Origin of the sequence: Chryseobacterium sp. Tr-659 (genome assembly GCF_011752975.1) — a bacterium.
In the GTDB taxonomy this organism is placed as follows: domain Bacteria; phylum Bacteroidota; class Bacteroidia; order Flavobacteriales; family Weeksellaceae; genus Chryseobacterium.
In genome coordinates this window covers 15717-38652 of sequence record NZ_VWWP01000004.1, presented here as the reverse complement: position 1 = coordinate 38652, position 22936 = coordinate 15717, and the positions used below count along the sequence as shown (strand labels likewise).

Here is a 22936-nt window from a genome sequence, read left to right as displayed (position 1 = left end):
TAACTCAAAATTTTAGAGAGCTGTTTTTGTTTGAAAAATATTTGTATTTTAGCCGGAATATATTGATTTTTAATAAAGATATAGAGGACTGATTAAAATTCAGATAATTTGAATAAAAAATTAGTAGATTTGCACGAAATAAAAAATAATAAATATTAAAGTTTGTTTTCTGCAACTCAAGATTATTACGAAATCGAACAGAAAATAACAGAAATTTTAGGTTATAAAACTACTTTAAACTATGAAGAAAATTTTTTTACTTTTTTTAACGGCGTTTTTATTTATCGGTTGTAGCTCCAATGATGATACCATTTTTGACTACGTAGGAACATGGTCCGGCACTTATGACGGAAATGACAAAGGAGTCTGGAACTTTGTAGTAGATGACAGCGGTAAAGTGGTAGGAACAATGCATTCCGATGTAAATAATGAAAACTATAATATTTCCGGTAATTTAAGTGAATCAGGAGACCTTAACGCAACAGTAGGGCTTCCCTCAAAAGGAGAATTCAGAGGAACGTTAACTACGGATAAAAAAGGAAACGGAACTTGGTCCAATTCCATTCCGACACCTGCAAGATCAGGAAGCTGGAAAGGAGAGAAAAAATAAAAAATAAAAAGTCTGCAGAACCAACTGCAGACTTTTTTATTTTTCAACACTTTAGGTCGCATTAGAAAGCTTAGAGAAATCCCATATGAGTAATTTCACCCTTTTCATCTTTTAATGCAATAAAATAAAGCAAAGTATCATTTTCTGAAACATATTCTTTCAAACCCTGATTCTTTTCTTTTTGAAATGAAATCGATGCTTCAATATGTTCGGCTTGATAGCTTTCAAAATCTATCTTTATAGTGATAATAGTAGCTTCCTCAGCCAAACAATGCTCACTTAGATATAAGGCTTGGCCCTGACTCCTTATACAACCTGTCAGGTTTTTCTTTTCACCAAATACAAAGCCTCTAAGAAGGTTTTTACCTTCATCAGTTTTTAACCCGTTCTCTACGGTTCGTTTACCCCTTTCCGAAATGAGGTCCAGATCTTTGATACTGGTCATTAACTTTGCAAACTTCTGGTAGAGGAGGAGATCACCCGCTTCTTTAATATAAGAATCAATACTGTTTCTGATGACCTTTCCTATTTTGGAACAATGCCCAAATTCTGAGCTGTTTTGCCGTACCTTCTCATAAGACGCACTCTTTTTAAAAGCTGTTTTATTGAACCCGCTTTTCTTCCGAACCACATTTTTGCCGTTCAGATTATAAAAAACCAGGTCCCCAACAGCCCCTGTGATCTTGATAAGACTTTCATATGTTGCCATACTTCCAAAATTGGACTCAAATATACCAATAAATAATGAATATCAAAGTTTTAACATATATTTATAATATAGTTGTAGTATAGTTATAATATAATTAAAATATAAAATGTATATTTGTCCTGAATTAGTTAATTAAGTATAAATCAGACGAGTATGGGAACGGAATTATTTGGATATAAGCTGAGAATAAAGCAGCTGTCTGTATTACTGATCGCATCTGCTTTTGTGGTTTCCTGCGGAGCATCAAAGAATGCTTCTGCCAGTAAGAAATCCGGTACGAAAACAATAGCAAAATCTGAAAACCTCAGAAAACTGGATTCAAGATTTGACGGAAAAGTACCAAGATCAATCAATGAAATTCTAAAAGATGCTGAGAAATATCTTGGAACCCCTTATAAATTTGGAGGAAATACCTCATCTGGATTCGACTGTTCCGGATTTACCGTTAAAGTTTTTGAAGAAAACGACTTCAGTCTTCCGAGAAGATCTACCGATCAGGCTGAAGCGGGAAAAAATATCGATATCAGAGAAGTAAAGCCTGGAGATCTGTTATTTTTTGCCACTGCCGGAGGGAGCAGAGTTTCTCATGTAGGAATCGTTCATGATATTGGCCCTGACGGAGAAGTAAGATTCATTCACGCCTCTACTTCAAAAGGAGTGATTATTTCTTCCCTGAACGAAAAATACTGGAACAAGGCTTATCTTCATGCTCAGAGAGTACTGTAAGATATCATATTGATCATGGAAAACAGAACATTTGCCTTTATTAAAACAGATAAGAAGCTGATTAAACTCTTTTTTAAAGACATCAATATAATCAAAGGGCTTGGGAATTATGTGGAAATTTATACCACAGATACCAAAAGATATATCTATTACAAAACCCTTAAAGAACTCATAGAAAATCTCCCGGAGGAATTTATGCGGGTTCATAATTCATATATTGTCAATTTAACCAATGTAGAATCTTTCGAAGACAACAGGCTCGTATGTGGTGAAATGAAAATTACAGTAGCCAAAAGTTATAAAGATTGTCTTACAAACGCTCTCAGCAAAATGATGCTGTAAAAGTTTATTAACATCAGAAAAATATTTATCCGGATTCTATTTCTGACACTCTGCATAAAAAAATTTTTTCTTTTATTCTCTTATACTAGTTTTACAAAAAAATATAGATAATGAATAAAGACAATGCATTGGAGTACATCACAACAAACACGATTATTGGGATCAAAGCAGGATTGGAAAGACCTGGATTTCTTGAAATATGGATGGTTGTAGTTCATGACAGAATTTTCGCAAGATCCTGGGGCCTCGCCGAAAGAAGCTGGTATAATTCTTTTTTAGAAAATCCGAAAGGAGAGATTCAATGCGGTGAAGAAATATACTCTATAAAAGCAGTCGTTCCTGAAGATATTAATCATCTTACAAAAGATATTAACAGCGCTTATGTAAAAAAATACAACACCCCACACAATATTCCGTATGCAGCTGCAATTAGTAAGCAAGAACATGTTGAAAAAACAATGGAGTTCATTATTTTGGATTAAGATCCCTTTACATTCAAAAGAAACAGGCTTTAGCCTGTTTAATAGAATGTCAATCTTCGATGGGCTTTAGCCAAAACTTACCCGAAAGTATTCTTTGAATTTTCTTCACCCGCAAGGAGGTGAATTTCCAGATTTCCGGTCGCGAAAATTTGCAATCCTAATAAAGCGGTTATCATTGCAATAGTATTGCATCATAAAACTTCTGAAATTTGTCAAAAACTATAATATTATGACAGATTTTATCCAATACTTTATTCCAATATATTTTATTCTGTTTTTTGGAGTTTCATTCTTAGGAATTAGTTTGAAAGTGGCCGGAAGAATTGGAAAAAATCCAAACGTCCTTCCGAAGGATGATTCAGCATATGCACTTATTGGTCGGTATTTTCAAATTACCTTATTAGGCTTATTTATTTACACTTTAACACTTTTATTCTTTCCCAGTCAGGCATTTTCAGCTTTTATGATCACATCGATGAATCTTGATGGCTTGAAATATATCGGAATTATTTTAATGATTGGTGCTTTTCTCTGGGTTACTGTTGCTCAGCTTCAAATGAAAGATTCATGGCGGATAGGAATTGATGAAGAGGTCAAAACTGAATTAATAACCCGCGGTTTGTTCAGGTTTTCCAGAAACCCTATATTCCTGGGAATGACTGTAAGTCTTGCCGGTTTCTTTTTAGCTTTCCCAACTATGATTACTTTATTGTTTTTATTTATGGGAAGTGTTTTAATACAAATTCAGATCAGACTTGAAGAAGATTATCTGGATAAACAACACGGGGAAATCTACTTTGCCTATAAAAAGAGAGTTGGCCGCATGTTGAGCCTTTATTAAAAGCATGATGTTAAAAATCGTTTTGCTGAACTTTTTTGTATCTTTGGCCGGTATAATTTTTTCAAACTAATTTAAATAAGAAACATGTCGTTACAACAAACTATTGAAAATATTTGGGATAATAGAGAACTATTACAAAATGAAGACAGCCAGAAGGCGATCAGAGAGGTTATTTCTTTAGTTGATAAAGGTGAACTTCGTACTGCTGAACCTACAGAAAACGGATGGCAGGTAAATGAATGGGTGAAAAAAGCTGTCGTAATGTATTTTCCAATCCAAAAAATGGAAACTATTGAAGTAGGTCCGTTTGAATTTCATGATAAAATGCCTTTGAAGAGAAACTATGCTGAAAAAGGTGTGAGAGTTGTACCACATGCAGTGGCGAGAGAAGGTGCTTACATTGCTCCGGGAGTAATTATGATGCCATCTTATGTAAATATTGGAGCATATGTAGATTCCGGAACAATGGTAGATACATGGGCTACAGTTGGAAGCTGTGCACAGATTGGTAAAAACGTTCACCTGAGCGGTGGTGTAGGTATCGGTGGTGTATTGGAGCCGTTACAGGCTGCGCCGGTAATCATTGAAGATGACTGCTTTATCGGTTCAAGATGTATCGTTGTAGAAGGAGTTCATGTAGAAAAAGAAGCAGTATTGGGTGCCAATGTTGTACTGACTGCATCAACAAAAATTATTGATGTAACAGGAGATACACCTGTTGAAATTAAAGGAAGAGTTCCTGCACGTTCAGTAGTAATTCCTGGAAGCTATACCAAACAGTATCCTGCAGGAGAATATCAGGTTCCATGTGCATTGATCATTGGTCAGAGAAAGGAATCTACAGATAAGAAAACATCTCTGAATGATGCATTGAGAGATAATAATGTGGCTGTATAAGATTAATATTCTAAGCTAATACCACAATCTTGAAAGAAAAATTTCTTAAAATACTTTTAAACCCTAAATATATATTTGGGGTTTATCTTATTATATCAGTTGTTACAGCAATTTCCAAATACTTCAGAGGAGATTATGCGATCAATAATTATCTGATTTTTAAAAACGTATTCTTTAATACTGTTCATCAGAAGAACTTATTTATCCATTACCCGGATCTTTATTTTGATTTAAATCATTACGGAGTATTTTTCAGCGCACTGATTGCGCCGTTTGCCATGATGCCCGATTGGTTAGGAATCTCACTCTGGAATATTGCCAATACTTTTATTTTCGTCTACGGAGTTTATAAGCTGCCGTTTTCCGATTCTAAAAAAGCAATTTTCGGACTGCTTTGCCTTCAGGAATATATTACAGCAGCATTAAGCTTACAGTTCAACGTAGCGCTTACAGGGCTTTTGTTATTATCTGCAGTGTACATTTACGAAAGAAAAGAAGTAAAATCCGTAACTGCAATCCTGATAGGAATATTTGTGAAAATCTATGGAATTGTAGGACTGACACAGTTTTTCTTTATTAAAAACAAGACTAAATTTATTCTTTCAGGAATTGGAATTGCCATTGTGTTCTTTGTACTTCCAATGGCCTATTCAAGCCCGAAATTTGTAATACAGTGCTATACTGACTGGTTTCAGTCTATCATAGAAAAGAATAATGAAAATCAGGTATTGGGAAATATGCAGGATATCTCGCTAATGGGCTTTGTAAGAAGAATTTTAGGAGATGCCTCCATTTCTAACCTTGTATTTTTAACATTTGGACTGCCGCTTTTTGCATTGCCTTACATCAGAATTAAACAATACAAACATTACGCTTTCCAGCTGATGATTCTGGCATCAACATTACTGTTTCTGGTATTGTTCAGTTCCAGTTCAGAGTCTCCAACATATATTATTGCTGTGGTAGGAGTACTTATATGGTTTTTCCTTCAGAAAGAAAGAACACCGTTGATTATCGGACTGCTTGTTTTTGTCATTATTTTCACTTGTTTTTCAACTTCGGATTTATTTCCAAAATTTGTAAAAGAGAATTATATCATCAAATATTCTTTAAAAGCAGTACCTTGTATTGTGATTTGGTTACGAGTTACATATGAACTTTTAACTAAAGATTTTGAGAAAAACTACAGCCTGAATTAGTAAATATGAAGAAAATTTCAATTGTAATTCCCGCCTATAACGAAGAAGGAAATGTTGCCATGATCCATCAGAAGATCAAAGAGGTTTTTGATGGATTAAGCAGTTATGACTTTGAAATCATATTTGTCAATGATGGCAGCAGAGACAATACACAACAAAAATTAGAAGAACTTTCAAACCGTTATGATGAAGTAAAGTTTATCGAATTTTCCCGTAATTTTGGCCACCAGCCTGCTGTAAAAGCCGGAATGGACAATGCCAATGGAAATGCCGTTATTTCTATGGATGGAGATCTTCAGCATCCGCCGGAGCTTATCCCTGAAATGATTCAGAAATGGGAAGAAGGCTATGATATCGTTTTCACAGTAAGAACGTATCCCAAGGAAATCTCTTACTTTAAAAGAAAAACATCCGATCTTTTTTATAAACTTTTGTCAAGCCTTTCTGATGTAAATTTAACTAAAGGAGGAGGTTCGGATTTCAGACTGATGGATGCCAATGCTGTTGAAGTAATGCGCAGTTTCAATGAAGATGATTTGTTTCTGAGAGGACTAACAAGCTGGATGGGATTCAAACAGGCCGGTATTGATTTTAAAGCTAATGAAAGATTATCCGGACAAAGCAGTTATAACCTTAAAAAGATGTTCACGTTTGCCTTTACCGGAATTACCGCGTTCAGTGTAAAACCTCTTTATCTTGCGGCATATCTGGGCTTTCTGTTTTCAGCACTTTCAGTGATCGGGTACGGAGCATATGTCATTCATTCATTTGTTGCCAAAACTGAGATCTCAGGCTGGGCATCTTTAATTATGACTATTGTTTTCTTTGGTGGCCTTCAGCTCATCATTATGGGAATCATGGGAATTTATTTAGGTAAAATATTTAAACAGGTGAAAGACAGACCTAATTATATTATTAAAAACAAAAATTTTTAGAATGGTTTTATTGAGTTTTGATATTGAAGAATTTGATATGCCATTAGAATATAAGGGTGAAATTCCCTTTGATAAGCAAATTTCAATTTCACAAACAGGATTGGAAAGAATCCTGGACATCCTTAAAAAACATAATGCAAAGGCGACTTTCTTTTCTACAGTCGTTTTTGCAGAAAATAGCAAACATCTCATAGAGAGATTATTAAAAGAAGGCCATGAATTGGCTTCTCATACTTGGTTTCATTCAGAGTTCGAAGAAAAACACCTGAAAGAATCAAGAGAAAAACTGGAAGAACTCTTCTCAACCAAAGTAACAGGATTAAGAATGCCGAGAATGATGCCTGTAGATGAAAAAGCAGTTGAAAAAGCAGGATACTCATATAATTCTTCCATCAATCCTACGTTTTTACCTGGAAGATATAACAATTTAAAAGTATCGAGAACCTATTTCAAAGAAGGAAATGTAACACAAGTTCCGGCTTCTGTTTCTCCAAATTTCAGAATTCCTTTATTCTGGCTAAGCTTTCACAATTTTCCATTATTTATGTATAGAAAACTTGCTGCTGATACTTTGAAAAAGGATCATTATCTTAATATTTATTTCCATCCCTGGGAGTTTGCGGAAATCAAAGATGAAGCATTTAAACTTCCCGGGTTTACCGTAAAAAATTCAGGAAAAGATATGGTGGAGAGATTTGATGCGTTTGTAGGCTGGCTGAAAGAAAAAGGACATATATTCGGAACATTTCAGGAATTTCAAAAACAGATACAACGATGAAGATTGCTTTTGATGCGAAACGTTTTTTTCACAATACATCAGGTCTCGGGAATTATTCAAGAGACCTTGTAAGAATTCTTTCTCAGTATGAACCGGATAATGAATACCTCTTACTCAATAAAAATAAATCTGACCGCGGAAAAGAGATTCTGGAGCGCCCGAATGTTACATTTGTGGAAACTTCAAAAGGAAATTTCTCACGACAGCTTAAAATGGGTAAAGATGCTCAAAAACTTGGTGCGGATATTTTCCATGGCTTATCCGGGGAACTTCCTTTAAAATGGGACACAAAGCCTATTAAAAAAATTGTAACCATCCATGATCTGATCTTTGCCAGGTATCCCCAATACTATTCTTTTTTTGACAGAAGAATTCATTTCTGGAAATTCAAAAAAGCGGCGGATACTGCGGATAAGATTATTGCTATTTCGGAACAGACGAAAAGAGATATTATTGAATTTTTAAAAGTTCCCGAAAGCAAAATTGAAGTGATTTATCAGGGCTGTCATAAGGCTTTTAAAGAACAGCAGTCTCAGGAATTAATGAAGGAAACAAAAGAAAAATTCAAGCTTCCGGAAAGGTTTATTTTGAATGTAGGAACTATTGAAGACCGTAAGAATCTTTTGAATGTAGTAAAAGCGATCAGCGGTACAGAAATTCCTTTGGTGGTGGTAGGAAGAAAGACGAAATACTATCAGAAAATAGAGACCTTCCTGAAGAAAAATAAGATGGAAAAACAAGTGTTGTTTCTGGAAGGAGTTTCTATGGACGAACTGGCTGCCATCTATAAACTCGCAGATATTTTTGTATACCCGAGTTTCTTTGAAGGCTTTGGAATTCCTGTGATTGAGGCACTTTTCTCTAAAACTGTTGTGGTTACAAGCAACACAAGCTGCCTGCCTGAAGCGGGAGGGAAAGACTCTGTGTATGTTAATCCATCCAATGAACTTGATATAAGAGCGAAGATAAAATTTTTATGGGAAAATGAATCTGAAAGGAAACGCCGTGAAGAAAAGGGTTTTGAGTTTGTTCAGAAGTTTAATGACGAACCCATTGCAGAAGAATTAATGAATCTTTATCAAAAAATAAGCGGAAAAAACTTTGCAATTTAAAAATAAACCCTACATTTGCATCATAATTCAATACAATGAAACCCATTTTTTTAGCATTACATCATTATTATCATCATCTCTGTTAGGCGGAATTGATTGATATATGTTTGTGCTAAAATCAAAAATAATTAAAACCGTCTGAGTAAATAGACGGTTTTTTTGTTTCCTGAATTCTCCTCAGAAATTTCAATAGATCAGTTTTTATTTACTCGGACTCAAAAAAGACGAAATGAGTAAATTAAAAATTGCGATTCAGAAAAGCGGCCGGCTCTACGAAGAATCCTTACAGCTTCTCAAAGACTGTGGGATATTCGTCAACAACGGAAAAGACCAGCTGAAAGTCTCGGTAGATAACTTTCCGATGGAAATTATGTATCTCCGGAATTCCGATATCCCCCAATACCTTGAAGATGGCGTAGTGGATGTTGCCATTGTGGGAGAAAACCTCTTAATAGAGAAGGGAAAAAACATTCAGATTGTTGAAAAGCTGGGCTTTTCAAAATGCCGTGTTTCACTTGCTGTTCCAAAAGAAGTGGAAACAGACGATATTTCTTATTTCCAAGGCAAAAAAATAGCCACTTCTTACCCAAATACCCTCCGGAATTTTCTGGAAACCAGGGGCATTACATCAGATATTCACGTCATTTCCGGATCTGTGGAAATAGCACCTAATATCGGCCTGGCAGAAGGAATCTGTGATATTGTAAGTTCCGGGAGCACTTTATTCAAAAATGGGCTCAGAGAAACGGTAACTTTATTGAAATCCGAGGCTGTACTCGCTCAAACTCCTCAATTATCTTCTGAAAAAAACGTGATTCTTGAAAAATTTGTTTTCAGGATCAAAGCTGTATTAAAAGCAAAAAATTCAAAATACATTCTGATGAATGTTCCCAACGAAAAGATATCAAAAGTGGCTGAAGTTCTTCCGGTTCTGAAAAGTCCCACGGTTATTCCTTTGGCAGAAGAAGGCTGGAGTAGTATTCATTCTGTGATTGATGAAGAACGCTTCTGGGAAGTGATTGATGAATTGAAAGACAACGGAGCACAGGATATTTTAATTATTCCCATTGATAAAATGGTTATTTAAAGAAGAAACTATGAAAATATATAAATATCCGGAACAAAATATCTGGAAAGATTTGGTGAAGCGCCCTGTTTTAGAGCAGAAAGAGATTTCAGGACTCGTGGCTGAAATATTTGCAGAAGTTGAAAAAAATGGAGACCAGGCTTTAATAGGATTCAACAGAAAATTTGATAACGCGGATACAGAAAGAATTTCTGTTACCGAAGAAGAAATAGAAAGTGCAGTAAATCAAATCGATAATGATTTGAAAAGTGCCATTCAGCAGGCGAAAGAGAATATTTCAAAGTTCCACGCTTCACAAAAACAGGAAGTTCAAAAAATTGAGACAACAAAAGGTGTTGTTTGCTGGAGAGAAAATAGGGCTGTTGAAAATGTGGGAATTTATATTCCGGGCGGGACAGCTCCTTTATTCTCAACCGTATTAATGCTTGCGGTGCCGGCAAATCTGGCAGGTTGTAAAGAAATTATTCTTTGTTCGCCACCGGATGAGAACGGAAATATCAATCCTGCCATCTTGTATGCGGCTACACTTTGCGGAGTTACAAAAATATTTAAAACAGGAGGAGCTCAGGCCATTGCTGCGATGACTTTAGGGACGGAAAGTGTTCCCAAGGTATATAAAATTTTTGGCCCCGGAAACCAGTTTGTCGTAGCTGCTAAAGAATATGCACAGCGTTACGGAGTTGCCATAGATATGCCAGCCGGTCCCAGTGAAGTTCTTGTTATAGCAGATCAGCAGGCTGTCCCTGAATTTTGTGCAGCAGACCTTCTCTCTCAGGCAGAACACGGAAGTGATAGTCAGGTTGTATTTATTACTACTGAGGTTAAAGTTTTTGATGAAACTATAAGGGCTGTTGAGCGGCAAATCAAAGATTTACCAAGAAATGAGTTTGCAGGTCAGGCGCTGGAAAACAGCTCTTTTATTGTAGTGAATACTTTAGAAGAAGCTCTTGAATTTAGTAATATTTATGCTCCCGAACACCTTATTCTGGCTGTTGATAATTTTGAAAAATATATCCCGAAAGTACAGAATGCAGGCTCAGTTTTTCTCGGGAATTATTCCTGTGAAAGTGCGGGAGATTATGCCAGCGGAACCAATCACACACTTCCCACCAATGCATATGCAAAGAATTATAGCGGAGTCTCACTGGATAGCTTTGTAAAGAAAATAACATTTCAACATCTTTCAAAGGAAGGGCTCCTGAATTTAGGAAAGACCATAGAACTTATGGCAGAAGCAGAAGGTTTATTTGCGCATAAAAATGCAGTATCCATAAGATTAAAATAATTAATACATAATAATCGACCGTTTGGTTATTGCGTTTGTTTACAATAAAAATCAATTCAATGAAAAATAACAGTATCAATACTTTAGTACGAGAAAATATATTAAAATTACAGCCGTATATCAGTTTTAGGGATCATAATGAGTTTAATGCTCCGGTATTTCTGGATGCCAATGAAAGTCCGTTCGGAACATGTAACCGCTATCCGGATTCTACTCAAAAGAAGCTTAAAAGCAGATTAGCTGCACTTAAAAATGTGTCTCCTTCGCAGATTGCCATCGGAAATGGGAGTGATGAGCTTATTGATCTGATCATTAAAATTTTCTGTGAGCCTAAAAAAGATTCTATTCTGATGATGAATCCATCCTTTGCAATGTATGGTTTTTATGCGGCTATCAATGAAAATAGAGTGTTAAAACTTGATCTGGATGAAAACTTTGAGATCATAAAAAATGATTTTCTAAAAGCAGCAGAAGACGCAACTCTCAAGATTTTCTTTTTGTGTTCACCTAATAATCCTACCGGAAACAGTATTGATGATATTGAATTTTATCTTCAGAATTTCAACGGAATTGTAGTGGTGGATGAAGCTTATATTGAGTTTTCCGGAAAAAAATCGAGCCTGGAGCTTCTGGAAAAGTATTCCAATCTGATTGTTCTTCAAACCTTTTCAAAAGCTTGGGGAATTGCCGGAGCAAGAGTAGGAATGGCCTACGCTTCAGAAGAAATTATTACACTTATCAATACAGTGAAAGCGCCTTATAACGTGAATGTACTAAGCCAGGAACTGATTCTGAAAACACTGGATGATGAAAGCAGACTTCAAGAAAATGTAAAGAGCATTCTGGAAGAGAGAAAATGGCTGGAAGAACAGTTTCAGGAAATTGAATGTATTTCAAAAGTATTTCCTACGAATGCCAATTTCTTTTTGATTAAAGTGAAAGATATTGAATCTGTATACGGAAATATGCTGAAGAAAGAGATTCTAACGAGCAGAAGAGATCCTGCGATTGCTGGATGCATCAGAATTAATGTAGGAAACCGTGCAGAAAATGAAAAGCTGATTAACCTTTTAAAAAGCATTTAAATTATGAAAAAAGTACTCTTTATAGATCGTGACGGCACATTAATCATTGAACCGCCTACGGATTTTCAGGTGGATTCTTTGGAAAAACTTGAGTTTTATCCCGGCGTTTTTCAAAACCTTGCAAAAATTGCCAATGAATTGGATTATGAACTTGTTATGGTAACCAATCAGGATGGGTTGGGAACGGAAAGCTTTCCGATGGAAGATTTTATTGCTCCTCATGAAAAAATGTTGAAAGCATTCGAAAATGAAGGCATCATCTTTAGCGATATTTTGATTGATAAAAGTTTTGAACATGAAAATTTACCCACGCGAAAACCGGGAACAGGAATGCTTGGGAAATATATTTACGGCAATTATGATCTTGAAAATTCCTATGTAATTGGTGATAGAGATAGTGATGTTCAATTAGCTAAAAATATGGGAACTAAATCTATTTATCTTAATCAAAACTTTAATAATGAATCTGAGCTTTCTACTAAAGATTGGGCAAAGATTTATCAGTTCCTAAAATCAGGAATGAGAAAAGCAAAAGTGTCCCGAAAAACGAATGAAACAGAAATTGAAATTGAAGTGAATATTGACGGAAACGGAAGATCGGAAATCTCTACAGGGCTTCATTTTTTTGATCATATGCTGGATCAGATCGCCAGACACGGGAATATGGATCTGAAGATAAAAGTGAACGGAGATCTTGCAGTAGATGAACACCACACGATAGAAGACACTGGAATTGTTCTTGGTGAAGCCATTTTAAAAGCATTAGGAAAGAAAAAAGGGATTGAAAGATATGGTTTCCTGCTTCCGATGGATGATTGTCTTGCCCAGGTGGCGATCGATTTCGGAGGAAGATCGTGGGTGGTTTGGGATGCAGAGTTCAAGCGGGAAAAAATTGGAGATATGCCTGCGGAAATGTTTTTTCACTTTTTCAAATCCTTCTCTGATTCTTCAAAATCCAATCTGAATATCAGGGCAGAAGGTGAAAACGAGCACCACAAAATCGAATCCATATTCAAAGCATTTGCAAAAGCTATTAAAATGGCGGTAAATCAATCAGACACTAATTATAGTTTACCTTCCACAAAAGGAAGTTTATAAATATGATCGCAATAATAAAATATAACGGAGGAAACGTAAATTCAGTTCAGAATGCTCTTAACAGGCTGAATAGAAACTCTGTGATCACAGATGATCCTGAACTGATTTTGAAAGCGGATAAAGTGATATTTCCTGGCGTAGGGGAAGCTTCTTCAACGATGAAACTATTGAAAGAAAGAGGACTGGATCTTCTTATTCCTTCTTTAAAACAGCCGGTTCTTGGGATATGTCTGGGAATGCAGCTTATGTGTAAAGATAATGAAGAAGGAAATACCGAAGGACTCGGAATCTTTGATATCAGTGTAAGAAGGTTTCCTGCTAAAGACATTGTACCTCATATGGGTTGGAATACCATTTCAAATCAGACTTCGTCTTTGTTTTCAGCCGTAGAGAAATGGGATGATGTTTATTTTGTTCACAGCTATTATTGTGAATTGTCAGATTTTACCACATCGGTATGTGATTACATCCTGCCGTTCAGTGCTTCTTTACAGAAAGACAACTTTTATGCAGTACAATTTCACCCGGAAAAATCAGGAACTGTAGGGAATCAGATATTAAACAGCTTTATCAATTTATAATAATAAAAACATGAACAAATGAAAATTATTCCGGCTATTGATATTATTGATGGAAAGTGTGTGCGTCTTTCGAAGGGAGATTACAGCACAAAGAAAATTTATAATGAAGATCCTGTAGAAGTGGCTAAAGAGTTTGAGAGTTTTGGGATTCAGTTTCTTCACTTGGTAGATCTTGATGGTGCAAAATCTAAACATATTGTTAATCAGAAGGTGTTGGAAAATATTGCCAGCTCAACTTCCCTGTATATCGATTTTGGGGGTGGTCTGAAAACGAAAGAAGATATTGAAACAGCTTTTAACGCAGGAGCCCAACAGATTACTTTAGGAAGTATTGCTGTTCAGGATCCCGAATTCTGTTTCCGGATGATTGAAACATATGGTTCAGAAAATATCATTCTGGGAGCTGACTGCGATAACAGAAAAATAAAAACATCCGGATGGCTGGAAGAGAGCAGTCATGATGTGATTGACTTCATTCTTCAATATCAGGAAAAAGGGATTCAGACAGCTATTTGTACTGATATTTCAAAAGATGGTATGCTGGAGGGACCTTCAACAGGGCTTTATATAGAGATTTTGTATAAGACTTCTGTGCAGCTGGTGGCAAGTGGCGGCATTTCAGGCATCAAAGACGTGTATAAAATGAAAGATATCGGCTGTGCCGGGACAATTATCGGAAAAGCAATTTATGAAGGCAGAATAAGCCTGCAACAACTTCAAAATTTTATTGAAAATGCTTAAAAAAAGAATTATTCCATGTTTGGATATTAAAGACGGATGTACGGTGAAGGGAATCAATTTTGAGGACCTTAAAAATGCGGGGGATCCCATAGAACTTGCAAAGAAATATGAGCAGGAAGGAGCAGATGAACTTGTTTTCCTTGATATCACGGCAACCATTGAAAACAGAAAGACTTTCGTAGAACTGGTAAAAGACATCGCTAAAGAGCTTAGTATTCCATTTACGGTAGGCGGCGGAATTTCGTCCGTAGAAGATGTAAGAAAGCTTCTTGAAGCCGGGGCAGATAAAATCAGTATCAATTCTTCTGCGGTAAAAAATCCGGCGCTTATTGTTCATCTGGCTAAAGAATTCGGAAGCCAGTGCGTAGTAGTGGCCATTGATACCAGGCTGGTAGAGAATACTGATCTCGTTCACATCAAAGGTGGTAGACAGGCAACAGAACTCATTACGATAGACTGGGCAAAAAAAGCAGAATCTCTGGGAGCGGGAGAGATCCTTCTAACGTCAATGGATGGTGATGGTACCAAAAATGGTTTTGATCTTCGGATTACAAAGCTTGTTTCAGAGCAAATCGGGATCCCTGTTATTGCTTCGGGAGGTGCGGGTACTGTGGCTGACTTTGTTGAAGTATTTAATGAAACTAAAGCTACAGGAGCATTGGCAGCCAGTATTTTCCATTTTAATGAAATAGGCATTCAGGAATTGAAAAAAGAATTAAAAACTCAAAAAATCAACGTACGATGAATATTAATTTTAATAAAGATAATGGTCTTGTTCCGGTGATCATTCAGGATGACAGAACTTTACAGGTTCTGATGTTGGGTTATATGAATGAAGAAGCATTCGAAAAAACAAAAGCAGAAGGAATTGTCACGTTTTTCAGCCGTTCCAAAAACAGACTCTGGACAAAAGGAGAGGAATCCGGGAATTTTTTAACGGTAAAAAGTATAGATATTGATTGTGACCAGGATACCTTATTGATCAAAGCTTTACCCAAGAATGTGGTTTGCCACACGGGAAGTTTCAGCTGCTTCGGTGAAAAGAACTCTAAAGGATTTTTGTACGAACTTGAAGAAAAAATTTCTCAAAGGATTGATGATAAAGCAGAAGGTTCTTATACCTATTCGTTATACCAGAGGGGTATTAATAAAGTAGCTCAAAAAGTAGGTGAGGAGGCTGTAGAATTGGTTATAGAAGCTAAAGATGATAATGAATTGCTCTTTAAAAATGAAGCTGCAGATCTGATATATCACTTCTTAATTCTGTTGAAAGCCAAAGGATTTTCAATGGATGATATCGAAGGAATTCTTAAAAACAGAGATAAATAAAAATTACAGAAAGCTCTGAATCTAATGAATGATGGGCAATATATGTCTGCTGTTACTATTAATGAAGCGGATGTTTATAAAGTAACTCTGGAGGAACTATTAACAGATATTAAAAACGGCTTTATTCATGAAGAGGCTGTTATTTCTAAAATCAAAGAATTGGCATTAAAAAATAACTGTTTAAAATGAAAAATATTTAAACACGTTTTCAAAAATAGAACAGCAGGAATATTCCTGCTGTTTTTTATTATGAATTTGTTGAGTTTATCTTTCGATCATAATATTCTTAACGAGAGTTTGGTCTCCAACTTTTAAAATACCTACGTAAACTCCATTCTGAAGAGAAGAAACATTAATTTTTCGTTCGTTATTAACTTTCAACATCGATCTGCCGGTAAGATTGGTAATTTCAAAACTGAAATTGGTTTCTTTGGTATCCGGTAATTCAATATTTAAAACATTATTGGCAGGATTTGGATAAATCTTAACACCTTCCAGCGAATTCTTTGATGCTGCTTTACTGGTGGAAGTTGAAGCCGTGGCAAAATGCTGTAAAGCCCCAACAGTTGCTTTTCCGATATTGTAAACATAAACCGGATCCATATTCACAAAAGTATCTTTGGAAGTGTGAGGGTATGTACTTCTTATCCTTTCAAAAAATCCGGTAATTACTTCTCCTTTCTGTTCAAAAGGAATATAATCCGTATCAGCCGCCGGATCCACAGCGGTTTGAAGAGGAGAGTAGAGCGCTGTACAGTTTCTAAGCTGTTGAGTTACCGCCGCAGAAGCTGCATTATTACTGGAAAGCCCGCCTTGGTCTTCATCACAATAAACCGTATTGTTATTATTTCCTTTCACACCACCTACCTGATCAAGATTGAATACCAGTTTTATATCCAGTTTACGCACGCCTCCCTGATAAACAACATTATTCACATAATGACTGCTTCCTCTAAGCCCTTGTTCTTCCCCGGAGAAATGAATGAATTTTATAGAATACTCTGTTGGAACATCTTTTAAAATTCTGGCTGCTTCCAGGATGATCGAAGTTCCGCTGCCATTATCATTCACTCCCGGACCGTTAATTGTATCAAAATGCCCACAAATAATAACATATTTATTAGGATACAATGTTCCGGTTTTTGTTATGATTAAATTTTTAGAACTTGTACTCCCAAATGTGAACGGACTTTCCTCTATCTGACTGGCAGTATAGCCATAAGAAAGATATTTGTTCTTGATCCAGTTCATGGCATTCACATTAGCTTGTGAGCCGGTGGTTTTTACTCCATAGCTTGCAAATTCCTGTAAATTGTTGGTAATGTTTGTTTGGGTTACCATATCAGCTCTGTTCTTATAAGCCTGAATAAAAGATTGTGCTCCGATACTTTGTATCAGTGTTGCAACACATAAAACTGTGGTGATTTTTTTCATATTATTAATATTGTTTTGGTAAATCTAATATAGTTAATAAATCACAATGAAGTGTTTAATTTTTTAAAATAAAATTAAAACCCGTCAGTTTTCTTGATCAACTTTATATAATTAATTTTAATTGAGTTGTCATATTGGAATATTCATTAAGAATCTAAATCTGGTTAATAAAATAAGACTTCTGAAAATAATTCAGAAGTCTTGTAAATCCTTTTTTTATGCAACTAAAAAAGTTATCTGTCGATTAATATTTTTCTCACTACGGTCTTATCGTGAGCTTTTATAATGCCCACATAAGCTCCATTTTCCAGCCCGGAGACATTGATCTTAGTTTCATTAAATGTCTTTAAAATAGAACGCCCCTGGAAATCTGTGATTTCAAAACTGAAATTTTTAATCCCTGGATTCGGAAGCTCGATATTAAGCATATCTTTTACAGGATTAGGGTAAATTTTTACACTTTCTAATGAGTTTTTCACCACAACCTCATGAGTTCCCAATGTACCGGTAGCTACGGCAAAATGCTGTAACGCTCCTACGGATGCTTTCCCGATATTATAAATATATACGGGATCCGTATTGGCGAATGTATCATTAACAGTATGAGGATAAGTACTTCTTATTCTTTCGAAAAAACCTGTGATCACTTCACCTTTCTGCTCAAAAGGGATATAATCCGTATCTGCCGCCGGATCTACAGCGGTCTGAAGAGTAGAATAGAGCGTGGTGCAGTTTCTCAATTCCTGGGTTACAGTAGCCGAAGCAGCATTGTTTGAAGAAAGACCACCCAGATCCTGATCACAGTAAACCGTATTATTGTTATTCCCCATAACGCCGCCTACCTGATCAAGATTAAAGACAATCTTTATATCCTGCACACGATTATTTCCCTGGTAAGCAACCGTATTGGCGTAGTGCTTGCTTCCCAGAAGTCCCTGTTCTTCTCCGGAAAAATGTATAAACTTAATGGAATATTCCGTAGAAATATCTTTCAGGATTCTCGCAGCTTCAAGAATGATAGAAGTTCCGCTTCCATTATCATTGATCCCCAGTCCGGTGATGCTGTCAAAGTGTCCGCATATAATAACATATTTATCAGGATATACAGTTCCTGTTTTGGTAATTACTAAGTTTTTTGAGGTATAACTTCCGGAGGTAAAAGGATCTTCAACCATCTGGGCAGCACTGTATCCATAGGAAAGATATTTATTTTTAAGCCAGTCCAATGCATTAGCATTAGCTTGTGAACCTGTGGTTTTAACTCCCAAGTTAGCAAACTCCTGAAGAGATGTAATAATATTGGATTGATTAACCATATTTGCTCTGTCCTGATAAGCCTGAATAAAATTTTGGGCTACGGCACTTTGCATGGCTATGGCAGCCAGTAAAAAAGTAGCTGTTTTTTTCATTTGCATACTATATTAATACCTGATAAGATGTATTGATCGTACTTTATCAGCATTATTTATTTTTCAATGATTATTTTTTTTGTGGTGTTTCCTTTATCTGTTTTTATCGTAAATGTATAAACCCCGTTCTTAAGCCCGGATACATTGATTTTCTCCTGATTTTCCGTACTTAATACAATATTTCCGGCCATATCACCAATCTCAACGCTGAATTGTTTTACCTTTTGCGGAAACTCAATAGTAACCGTATCTTTGGCCGGGTTAGGGTAGATTCTAACAGACTCCGAAGCTTTTCTTACAGAATTTTCGTTTGTACTTAAAAGATTATTGGTGGTTGCAGCCACTGCAAAATGCTGTAAAGCACCTACTGCCGCTTTTCCTACATTAAAAACATACACTGGATCAATATTGGCAAATGTATCATTTGCAGTATGTTCATTTTGGCTTCTCAGATATTCATAAAACCCTGTAATAATATATCCTTTGGCCTCAAAAGGCATATAATCCGAGCTGTAAGCATAAGACAGATTGGTCTGGAGAGGAGAGTACAGGGTAGTGCAGTTCATCAGCTCCTGAGTGGCTGTATTAGATGCTGCATTATTAGATGATACTCCTCCCGTATCTCTTTCACAGGTTATGGTATTGTTATTATTTCCTATAAGTCCTCCTACCTGATCAATATTTAAAACCAGTTTTATATCTAATTTTTGAACACCTGCTTCATAAGCAACATTATTTACATAGTGTTTACTACCGAGAAGTCCCTGTTCCTCTCCGGAAAAATGAATGAATTTTATAGAATATTCAGTAGGAACATCTTTTAAAATTCTTGCAGCTTCCAAAATAATAGAAGTTCCGCTGCCATTATCGCTCACTCCAGCTCCTATAATAGTATCATAATGCCCGCAGATAATTACATATTTGTCAGGATACAAAGTTCCCGTTTTGGTAATGATTAAATTTTTTGGATTTGTGCTGCCGTAGGTAAAGATATCTTCCGTAATTGTATTGGCTGCGTATCCATAGGAGAGGTATTTGTTTTTAACCCAGTCGAATGCAGCCGTATTGGCAGCCGAACCCGTGGTTTTTATCCCCAAACCTGCAAACTGCTGAAGATTTGCTGTGATATTAGCTTGGGTAACCATATCAGCTCTGTCTTTATATGCCTGAATAAAACTCTGTGCTCCAATACTTTGTACTGCCACAGAAGTGAGTAAAAAAGCTGCAATTCTTTTCATTTTATTAAATTCTTTTCTCGGTTGCTAATATAATAATAAATTGCCATTTGTATTCAATAATTAAAGCTATTTATTGTATTTTAATTGATTTTTTAATAATTATAAAACTTGTTAGTCAATTTATTATTACACTAGTTTTATATTCACTTTAAATTAAATGTATTATTATATTTTTAACTATTTATGTTTTTTTAATTTGAATTTTTAATGATATTTCGATGAAAAAAGAATCTGCAAAAAAACACAAAAAAAAATCCCGGGAAAACCCGGGACTATATTGATAACAAAATCTATTCTACATTATTTTACTTGATCTACAACAGCTTTGAAAGCTTCAGGGTGATTCATTGCTAAATCTGCTAAAACTTTTCTGTTAAGTTCGATGTTGTTCTTTTTAAGAGCTCCCATAAATTGAGAGTAAGACATTCCGTGCTCTCTGGTTCCCGCGTTGATACGAGTGATCCAAAGTGCTCTGAAGTTTCTTTTCTTCTCTTTTCTACCACGGTAAGCATATTGCATTGCTTTTTCTACCGCGTTTTTAGCTACAGTCCAAACGTTCTTTCTTCTTCCGAAAAAACCTTTAGCTTGCTTAAAAATTTTCTTTCTGCGAGCTCTTGAAGCTACGGCATTTACTGATCTTGGCATAATTTAAATTGTTTTTTTTGAAAAGGGCGGCAACTGATGTTACTCTTATTTGCACCGTTTCAGGGTTAAAATTTTGAATTTGTTTTGAATTCTTATAAACCGAATATAGATTTATAAAAACTACTTAATTGCTAATTGACGTTGAACGCTTTTTTCGTCCACTTTAGCTACGTAAGAAGTAGTAGTAAGATTTCTCTTCTGCTTAGTTTCTTTCTTAGTTAAGATGTGGCTTTTGTAAGCGTTTTTTCTTTTGATCTTACCAGTACCAGTAAGAGCAAAACGTTTCTTAGCACCTGATTTCGTTTTTAATTTTGGCATTGTTTTGCTTTTTTATTGTTTTTGTTATCAATATCTGTTTTGGTTACTCCTAAGGACATTAGGAATAATAGTTTGCAAAATTACAAAAAAAATGTGACACATGAAAGGATTTTTACTTTAATCCCTTTACAGAAGAAAGCTGTGTGGATTTGGATGTAAAAAAAGCTGTATTGAAAAGATCAATTACAGCTTTTATATATGAAAGGAGATAATTAAGACTTGATAAATGCCAAGAGATCTCTGTTGATGGTCTCGGCTTCCGTTGTTGGCATTCCGTGTGGGAAACCAGGATAAGAGATCAGTTTTCCGTTTTTAAGCAGAGTAGCAGCTACTTTACCCGTTGTTTCAAAAGGTACAATCTGATCATCTTCGCCATGCATTACCAATACCGGTACATCCACACTTTTAAGATCCTCTGTAAAATCTGTCTCAGAGAAAGCTTTGATACAATCGTAATGAGCTTTAATAGATCCGTTCATGCCCTGTCTCCACCAGTTTCTCTGGATTCCCTCGGAAACCTCGGCTCCTTCTCTGTTGTAGCCATAAAATGGGAAAGTAATATCGATAAAGAACTGCTGTCTGTGTTTTGCCGTATTATTTCTGATGTCATCAAAAACAGAAATCGGAACTCCGTTCGGATTATTTTCATTCTGAACCATAATAGGAGTAACAGCACTTACCAAAACAGCTTTTGAAACCCTGCCATTCCCATGTTTAGCAACATATCGGATCACTTCACCACCTCCTGTGGAATGTCCTACGTGAATTACATCTTTCAGATCCAATGCCTCAACAATCTCTGCTACGTCTGAAGCATAAGTATTCATATCGTGTCCGTAAGGAGTTTGCTCGGATCTTCCATGGCCTCTTCTGTCGTGAGCAATTACTCTGTAGCCTTGTTCCAGAAAGAAAAACATTTGTGCATCCCAATCATCACTTGATAAAGGCCATCCGTGATGAAAGAAAATGGTCTGCCCTTTGCCCCAGTCTTTGTAATAAATCTCTGTTCCGTCTTTTAATTTAAGTGTGCTCATTGTTTTTATTTTATGTTATTAATAATAGTTCGTTTTATTTTTATATATCTGCAAATCTAGATGGAAAATCTTCACAATACATTGATCTAAGATAATAATTGATTAAAATATAAGAACAATAAGAAAATATCATTAACGTAAATTTAACAGCAATAGATTCGGCTATAAAAAGGAGCGCAGATTGGAGTGAAATAGATTTTTTCTAAGTGAATATATATCATGGCAGCTCTTCAGCAGCAAGATCACTTTTCTTTACTCACCGAAATAAAACATATGGAAAATAGGTTGTTGTACGATGAAATTTCCCATGGTAATAAAATAAAAAAACCTCAAATTGCTTTGAGGTTTGTATGTAAAATAATGACTTAATTATTTTGCTGGTTTTTTAGGACTCATCATCATAATCATCCTTTTTCCTTCAAGTTTAGGAAGCTGGTCTACTTTACCCACATGCTCCAATTCCTGAGCAAGTTTTAAAAGCAAAATTTCTCCCTGGTCCTTAAAGATAATCGAACGTCCTTTAAAAAATACGTAGGTTTTAAGTTTAGAACCTTCTTCAAGGAATTTTTCAGCATGCTTTTTCTTGAATTCGTAATCGTGATCATCAGTCTGAGGCCCGAAACGGATCTCTTTTACAACTACTTTTACCTGCTTAGCTTTAAGTTCCTTCTGTTTTTTCTTTTGCTCGTATAAAAACTTTTTATAGTCTAATATTCTCGCAATGAATGGTTCTGCTTTATCGGAAATTACTACCAGATCCAATTCCTGTTCTGTAGCAAGCTGTCTTGCCTTGTCAATTGGATAAACTCCCGGTTCTACGTTATCGCCCACTAAACGAAGCTCTCTCACACGAATTTTATCGTTGATCAAGTGAGCGTCCTCTTGTACCGGACGTCTCTGTGGGCCCCTGTTGTTAAATCTTTGTGCTATTGTATTATAATTTTATTGGTTAACTACTTATTTATTTAAAATCTTGAGCGATTGATCTATTTTCTGAATCGCTCAGGATTTAATTCTTTTT

General features: G+C 35.7%; 27 protein-coding genes. 19 read left to right on the top strand and 8 right to left on the bottom strand.

All coding sequences use genetic code 11. The features are described from left to right. Positions 1-241 precede the first annotated feature (241 nt). Positions 242-610 (top strand): hypothetical protein, encoded by a 369-nt coding sequence (locus F3J23_RS10810; protein ID WP_167028294.1) that lies wholly within the window; start codon positions 242-244, stop codon positions 608-610. A 70-nt stretch (positions 611-680) separates the two neighbouring features. On the opposite strand, the gene F3J23_RS10805 is transcribed toward F3J23_RS10810, so the two are convergent. Continuing rightward, entirely contained in the window at positions 681-1319 is a 639-nt protein-coding gene (locus F3J23_RS10805) for a hypothetical protein (protein ID WP_167028291.1), read from the bottom strand. Between the two features lie 153 nt (positions 1320-1472). On the opposite strand from F3J23_RS10805, the gene F3J23_RS10800 reads away from it, so the two are divergent. The 18 genes from F3J23_RS10800 to F3J23_RS10715 all read left to right on the top strand — a co-directional run bounded on the left by F3J23_RS10800 (position 1473) and on the right by F3J23_RS10715 (position 16026). After that, positions 1473-2045, top strand: coding sequence for a C40 family peptidase (locus F3J23_RS10800; RefSeq protein ID WP_167028288.1), 573 nt, complete (start codon positions 1473-1475; stop codon positions 2043-2045). Between the two features lie 15 nt (positions 2046-2060). Continuing rightward, the gene (locus tag F3J23_RS10795) at positions 2061-2387 is read left to right on the top strand and encodes a LytR/AlgR family response regulator transcription factor (RefSeq protein ID WP_167028285.1); all 327 of its coding nucleotides are present in this window, start codon (positions 2061-2063) and stop codon (positions 2385-2387) included. 110 nt (positions 2388-2497) lie between these two features. Next, on the top strand, positions 2498-2869 hold the full coding sequence (locus F3J23_RS10790; protein ID WP_167028282.1) for a DUF2255 family protein: 372 nt from the start codon (positions 2498-2500) through the stop codon (positions 2867-2869). 229 nt (positions 2870-3098) lie between these two features. Beyond that, positions 3099-3710, top strand: a complete 612-nt coding sequence (locus F3J23_RS10785) for a methyltransferase family protein (protein WP_228455320.1) — start codon at positions 3099-3101, stop codon at positions 3708-3710. 84 nt (positions 3711-3794) lie between these two features. Continuing rightward, positions 3795-4607 carry a 2,3,4,5-tetrahydropyridine-2,6-dicarboxylate N-succinyltransferase gene (locus tag F3J23_RS10780; RefSeq protein WP_167028279.1) on the top strand — a complete coding sequence of 271 codons (813 nt, stop codon included), beginning with the start codon at positions 3795-3797 and terminating at the stop codon, positions 4605-4607. Positions 4608-4636: 29 nt separating this feature from the next. Beyond that, positions 4637-5806 carry a glycosyltransferase family 87 protein gene (locus tag F3J23_RS10775; protein ID WP_167028276.1) on the top strand — a complete coding sequence of 390 codons (1170 nt, stop codon included), beginning with the start codon at positions 4637-4639 and terminating at the stop codon, positions 5804-5806. 5 nt (positions 5807-5811) lie between these two features. Then, on the top strand, positions 5812-6741 hold the full coding sequence (locus tag F3J23_RS10770) for a glycosyltransferase family 2 protein (protein WP_167028273.1): 930 nt from the start codon (positions 5812-5814) through the stop codon (positions 6739-6741). Between the two features lies 1 nt (position 6742). Then, a complete protein-coding gene (locus F3J23_RS10765) occupies positions 6743-7519 on the top strand; it encodes a polysaccharide deacetylase family protein (RefSeq protein WP_167028270.1) in 777 nt (258 codons plus the stop codon). Next, positions 7516-8631, top strand: a complete 1116-nt coding sequence (locus F3J23_RS10760; protein ID WP_167028267.1) for a glycosyltransferase family 4 protein — start codon at positions 7516-7518, stop codon at positions 8629-8631. Before F3J23_RS10765 ends, F3J23_RS10760 begins: the two co-directional genes overlap by 4 nt. Before the next feature lie 229 nt (positions 8632-8860). After that, positions 8861-9718, top strand: coding sequence for an ATP phosphoribosyltransferase (gene hisG, locus F3J23_RS10755; protein WP_167028264.1), 858 nt, complete (start codon positions 8861-8863; stop codon positions 9716-9718). Between the two features lie 10 nt (positions 9719-9728). Further along, positions 9729-11003, top strand: a complete 1275-nt coding sequence (gene hisD / locus F3J23_RS10750; RefSeq protein WP_167028261.1) for a histidinol dehydrogenase — start codon at positions 9729-9731, stop codon at positions 11001-11003. Positions 11004-11062: 59 nt separating this feature from the next. Further along, complete coding sequence (hisC, locus tag F3J23_RS10745; RefSeq protein WP_167028257.1) at positions 11063-12088, top strand: histidinol-phosphate transaminase; 1026 nt, start codon at positions 11063-11065, stop codon at positions 12086-12088. Between the two features lie 3 nt (positions 12089-12091). After that, the gene (gene hisB / locus F3J23_RS10740; RefSeq protein ID WP_167028254.1) at positions 12092-13186 is read left to right on the top strand and encodes a bifunctional histidinol-phosphatase/imidazoleglycerol-phosphate dehydratase HisB; all 1095 of its coding nucleotides are present in this window, start codon (positions 12092-12094) and stop codon (positions 13184-13186) included. Positions 13187-13188: 2 nt separating this feature from the next. Then, complete coding sequence (gene hisH / locus F3J23_RS10735; protein WP_167028252.1) at positions 13189-13767, top strand: imidazole glycerol phosphate synthase subunit HisH; 579 nt, start codon at positions 13189-13191, stop codon at positions 13765-13767. Positions 13768-13785: 18 nt separating this feature from the next. Continuing rightward, positions 13786-14508: a 1-(5-phosphoribosyl)-5-[(5-phosphoribosylamino)methylideneamino]imidazole-4-carboxamide isomerase gene (gene hisA, locus F3J23_RS10730; RefSeq protein ID WP_167028249.1), complete on the top strand. Its 723-nt coding sequence runs from the start codon at positions 13786-13788 to the stop codon at positions 14506-14508. Continuing rightward, complete coding sequence (gene hisF, locus F3J23_RS10725) at positions 14501-15253, top strand: imidazole glycerol phosphate synthase subunit HisF (protein ID WP_167028246.1); 753 nt, start codon at positions 14501-14503, stop codon at positions 15251-15253. Before hisA ends, hisF begins: the two co-directional genes overlap by 8 nt. Then, complete coding sequence (hisIE, locus tag F3J23_RS10720) at positions 15250-15837, top strand: bifunctional phosphoribosyl-AMP cyclohydrolase/phosphoribosyl-ATP diphosphatase HisIE (protein ID WP_167028243.1); 588 nt, start codon at positions 15250-15252, stop codon at positions 15835-15837. The genes hisF and hisIE overlap by 4 nt, the downstream gene beginning before the upstream one ends. Before the next feature lie 24 nt (positions 15838-15861). Then, positions 15862-16026 (top strand): hypothetical protein, encoded by a 165-nt coding sequence (locus tag F3J23_RS10715; RefSeq protein WP_167028240.1) that lies wholly within the window; start codon positions 15862-15864, stop codon positions 16024-16026. 75 nt (positions 16027-16101) lie between these two features. On the opposite strand, the gene F3J23_RS10710 is transcribed toward F3J23_RS10715, so the two are convergent. The 7 genes from F3J23_RS10710 to infC form a co-directional block, all read right to left on the bottom strand. Beyond that, positions 16102-17271, bottom strand: a complete 1170-nt coding sequence (locus tag F3J23_RS10710; protein ID WP_167028237.1) for a M28 family peptidase — start codon at positions 17269-17271, stop codon at positions 16102-16104. Between the two features lie 233 nt (positions 17272-17504). Next, complete coding sequence (locus F3J23_RS10705; protein ID WP_167028234.1) at positions 17505-18680, bottom strand: M28 family peptidase; 1176 nt, start codon at positions 18678-18680, stop codon at positions 17505-17507. Between the two features lie 56 nt (positions 18681-18736). After that, positions 18737-19918, bottom strand: coding sequence for a M20/M25/M40 family metallo-hydrolase (locus F3J23_RS10700; RefSeq protein WP_167028231.1), 1182 nt, complete (start codon positions 19916-19918; stop codon positions 18737-18739). Between the two features lie 300 nt (positions 19919-20218). After that, the gene (gene rplT / locus F3J23_RS10695) at positions 20219-20563 is read right to left on the bottom strand and encodes a 50S ribosomal protein L20 (protein ID WP_034694451.1); all 345 of its coding nucleotides are present in this window, start codon (positions 20561-20563) and stop codon (positions 20219-20221) included. A gap of 120 nt (positions 20564-20683) precedes the next feature. Next, positions 20684-20881, bottom strand: coding sequence for a 50S ribosomal protein L35 (rpmI, locus tag F3J23_RS10690; RefSeq protein ID WP_034676300.1), 198 nt, complete (start codon positions 20879-20881; stop codon positions 20684-20686). A 212-nt stretch (positions 20882-21093) separates the two neighbouring features. Further along, positions 21094-21915: an alpha/beta fold hydrolase gene (locus F3J23_RS10685; RefSeq protein ID WP_167028228.1), complete on the bottom strand. Its 822-nt coding sequence runs from the start codon at positions 21913-21915 to the stop codon at positions 21094-21096. 369 nt (positions 21916-22284) lie between these two features. Then, positions 22285-22785, bottom strand: coding sequence for a translation initiation factor IF-3 (infC, locus tag F3J23_RS10680; RefSeq protein WP_172617123.1), 501 nt, complete (start codon positions 22783-22785; stop codon positions 22285-22287). Positions 22786-22936 lie beyond the last annotated feature (151 nt).

What these genes read in the sequence shown, in the direction of transcription:
- F3J23_RS10805 (WP_167028291.1), bottom strand. Translation starts at nt 1,319, where the DNA reads ATGGCAACATATGAAAGTCTTATCAAGATCACAGGGGCTGTTGGGGAC.
- F3J23_RS10780 (WP_167028279.1), top strand. Translation starts at nt 3,795, where the DNA reads ATGTCGTTACAACAAACTATTGAAAATATTTGGGATAATAGAGAACTA.
- F3J23_RS10700 (WP_167028231.1), bottom strand. Translation starts at nt 19,918, where the DNA reads ATGAAAAGAATTGCAGCTTTTTTACTCACTTCTGTGGCAGTACAAAGT.
- hisF (WP_167028246.1), top strand. Translation starts at nt 14,501, where the DNA reads ATGCTTAAAAAAAGAATTATTCCATGTTTGGATATTAAAGACGGATGT.
- hisH (WP_167028252.1), top strand. Translation starts at nt 13,189, where the DNA reads ATGATCGCAATAATAAAATATAACGGAGGAAACGTAAATTCAGTTCAG.
- F3J23_RS10710 (WP_167028237.1), bottom strand. Translation starts at nt 17,271, where the DNA reads ATGAAAAAAATCACCACAGTTTTATGTGTTGCAACACTGATACAAAGT.
- hisC (WP_167028257.1), top strand. Translation starts at nt 11,063, where the DNA reads ATGAAAAATAACAGTATCAATACTTTAGTACGAGAAAATATATTAAAA.
- hisD (WP_167028261.1), top strand. Translation starts at nt 9,729, where the DNA reads ATGAAAATATATAAATATCCGGAACAAAATATCTGGAAAGATTTGGTG.
- hisA (WP_167028249.1), top strand. Translation starts at nt 13,786, where the DNA reads ATGAAAATTATTCCGGCTATTGATATTATTGATGGAAAGTGTGTGCGT.
- F3J23_RS10790 (WP_167028282.1), top strand. Translation starts at nt 2,498, where the DNA reads ATGAATAAAGACAATGCATTGGAGTACATCACAACAAACACGATTATT.
- F3J23_RS10715 (WP_167028240.1), top strand. Translation starts at nt 15,862, where the DNA reads ATGAATGATGGGCAATATATGTCTGCTGTTACTATTAATGAAGCGGAT.
- hisG (WP_167028264.1), top strand. Translation starts at nt 8,861, where the DNA reads ATGAGTAAATTAAAAATTGCGATTCAGAAAAGCGGCCGGCTCTACGAA.
- F3J23_RS10800 (WP_167028288.1), top strand. Translation starts at nt 1,473, where the DNA reads ATGGGAACGGAATTATTTGGATATAAGCTGAGAATAAAGCAGCTGTCT.
- F3J23_RS10810 (WP_167028294.1), top strand. Translation starts at nt 242, where the DNA reads ATGAAGAAAATTTTTTTACTTTTTTTAACGGCGTTTTTATTTATCGGT.
- F3J23_RS10685 (WP_167028228.1), bottom strand. Translation starts at nt 21,915, where the DNA reads ATGAGCACACTTAAATTAAAAGACGGAACAGAGATTTATTACAAAGAC.
- rplT (WP_034694451.1), bottom strand. Translation starts at nt 20,563, where the DNA reads ATGCCAAGATCAGTAAATGCCGTAGCTTCAAGAGCTCGCAGAAAGAAA.
- F3J23_RS10765 (WP_167028270.1), top strand. Translation starts at nt 6,743, where the DNA reads ATGGTTTTATTGAGTTTTGATATTGAAGAATTTGATATGCCATTAGAA.
- F3J23_RS10705 (WP_167028234.1), bottom strand. Translation starts at nt 18,680, where the DNA reads ATGAAAAAAACAGCTACTTTTTTACTGGCTGCCATAGCCATGCAAAGT.
- hisB (WP_167028254.1), top strand. Translation starts at nt 12,092, where the DNA reads ATGAAAAAAGTACTCTTTATAGATCGTGACGGCACATTAATCATTGAA.
- F3J23_RS10795 (WP_167028285.1), top strand. Translation starts at nt 2,061, where the DNA reads ATGGAAAACAGAACATTTGCCTTTATTAAAACAGATAAGAAGCTGATT.
- hisIE (WP_167028243.1), top strand. Translation starts at nt 15,250, where the DNA reads ATGAATATTAATTTTAATAAAGATAATGGTCTTGTTCCGGTGATCATT.
- rpmI (WP_034676300.1), bottom strand. Translation starts at nt 20,881, where the DNA reads ATGCCAAAATTAAAAACGAAATCAGGTGCTAAGAAACGTTTTGCTCTT.
- F3J23_RS10785 (WP_228455320.1), top strand. Translation starts at nt 3,099, where the DNA reads ATGACAGATTTTATCCAATACTTTATTCCAATATATTTTATTCTGTTT.
- F3J23_RS10760 (WP_167028267.1), top strand. Translation starts at nt 7,516, where the DNA reads ATGAAGATTGCTTTTGATGCGAAACGTTTTTTTCACAATACATCAGGT.
- F3J23_RS10770 (WP_167028273.1), top strand. Translation starts at nt 5,812, where the DNA reads ATGAAGAAAATTTCAATTGTAATTCCCGCCTATAACGAAGAAGGAAAT.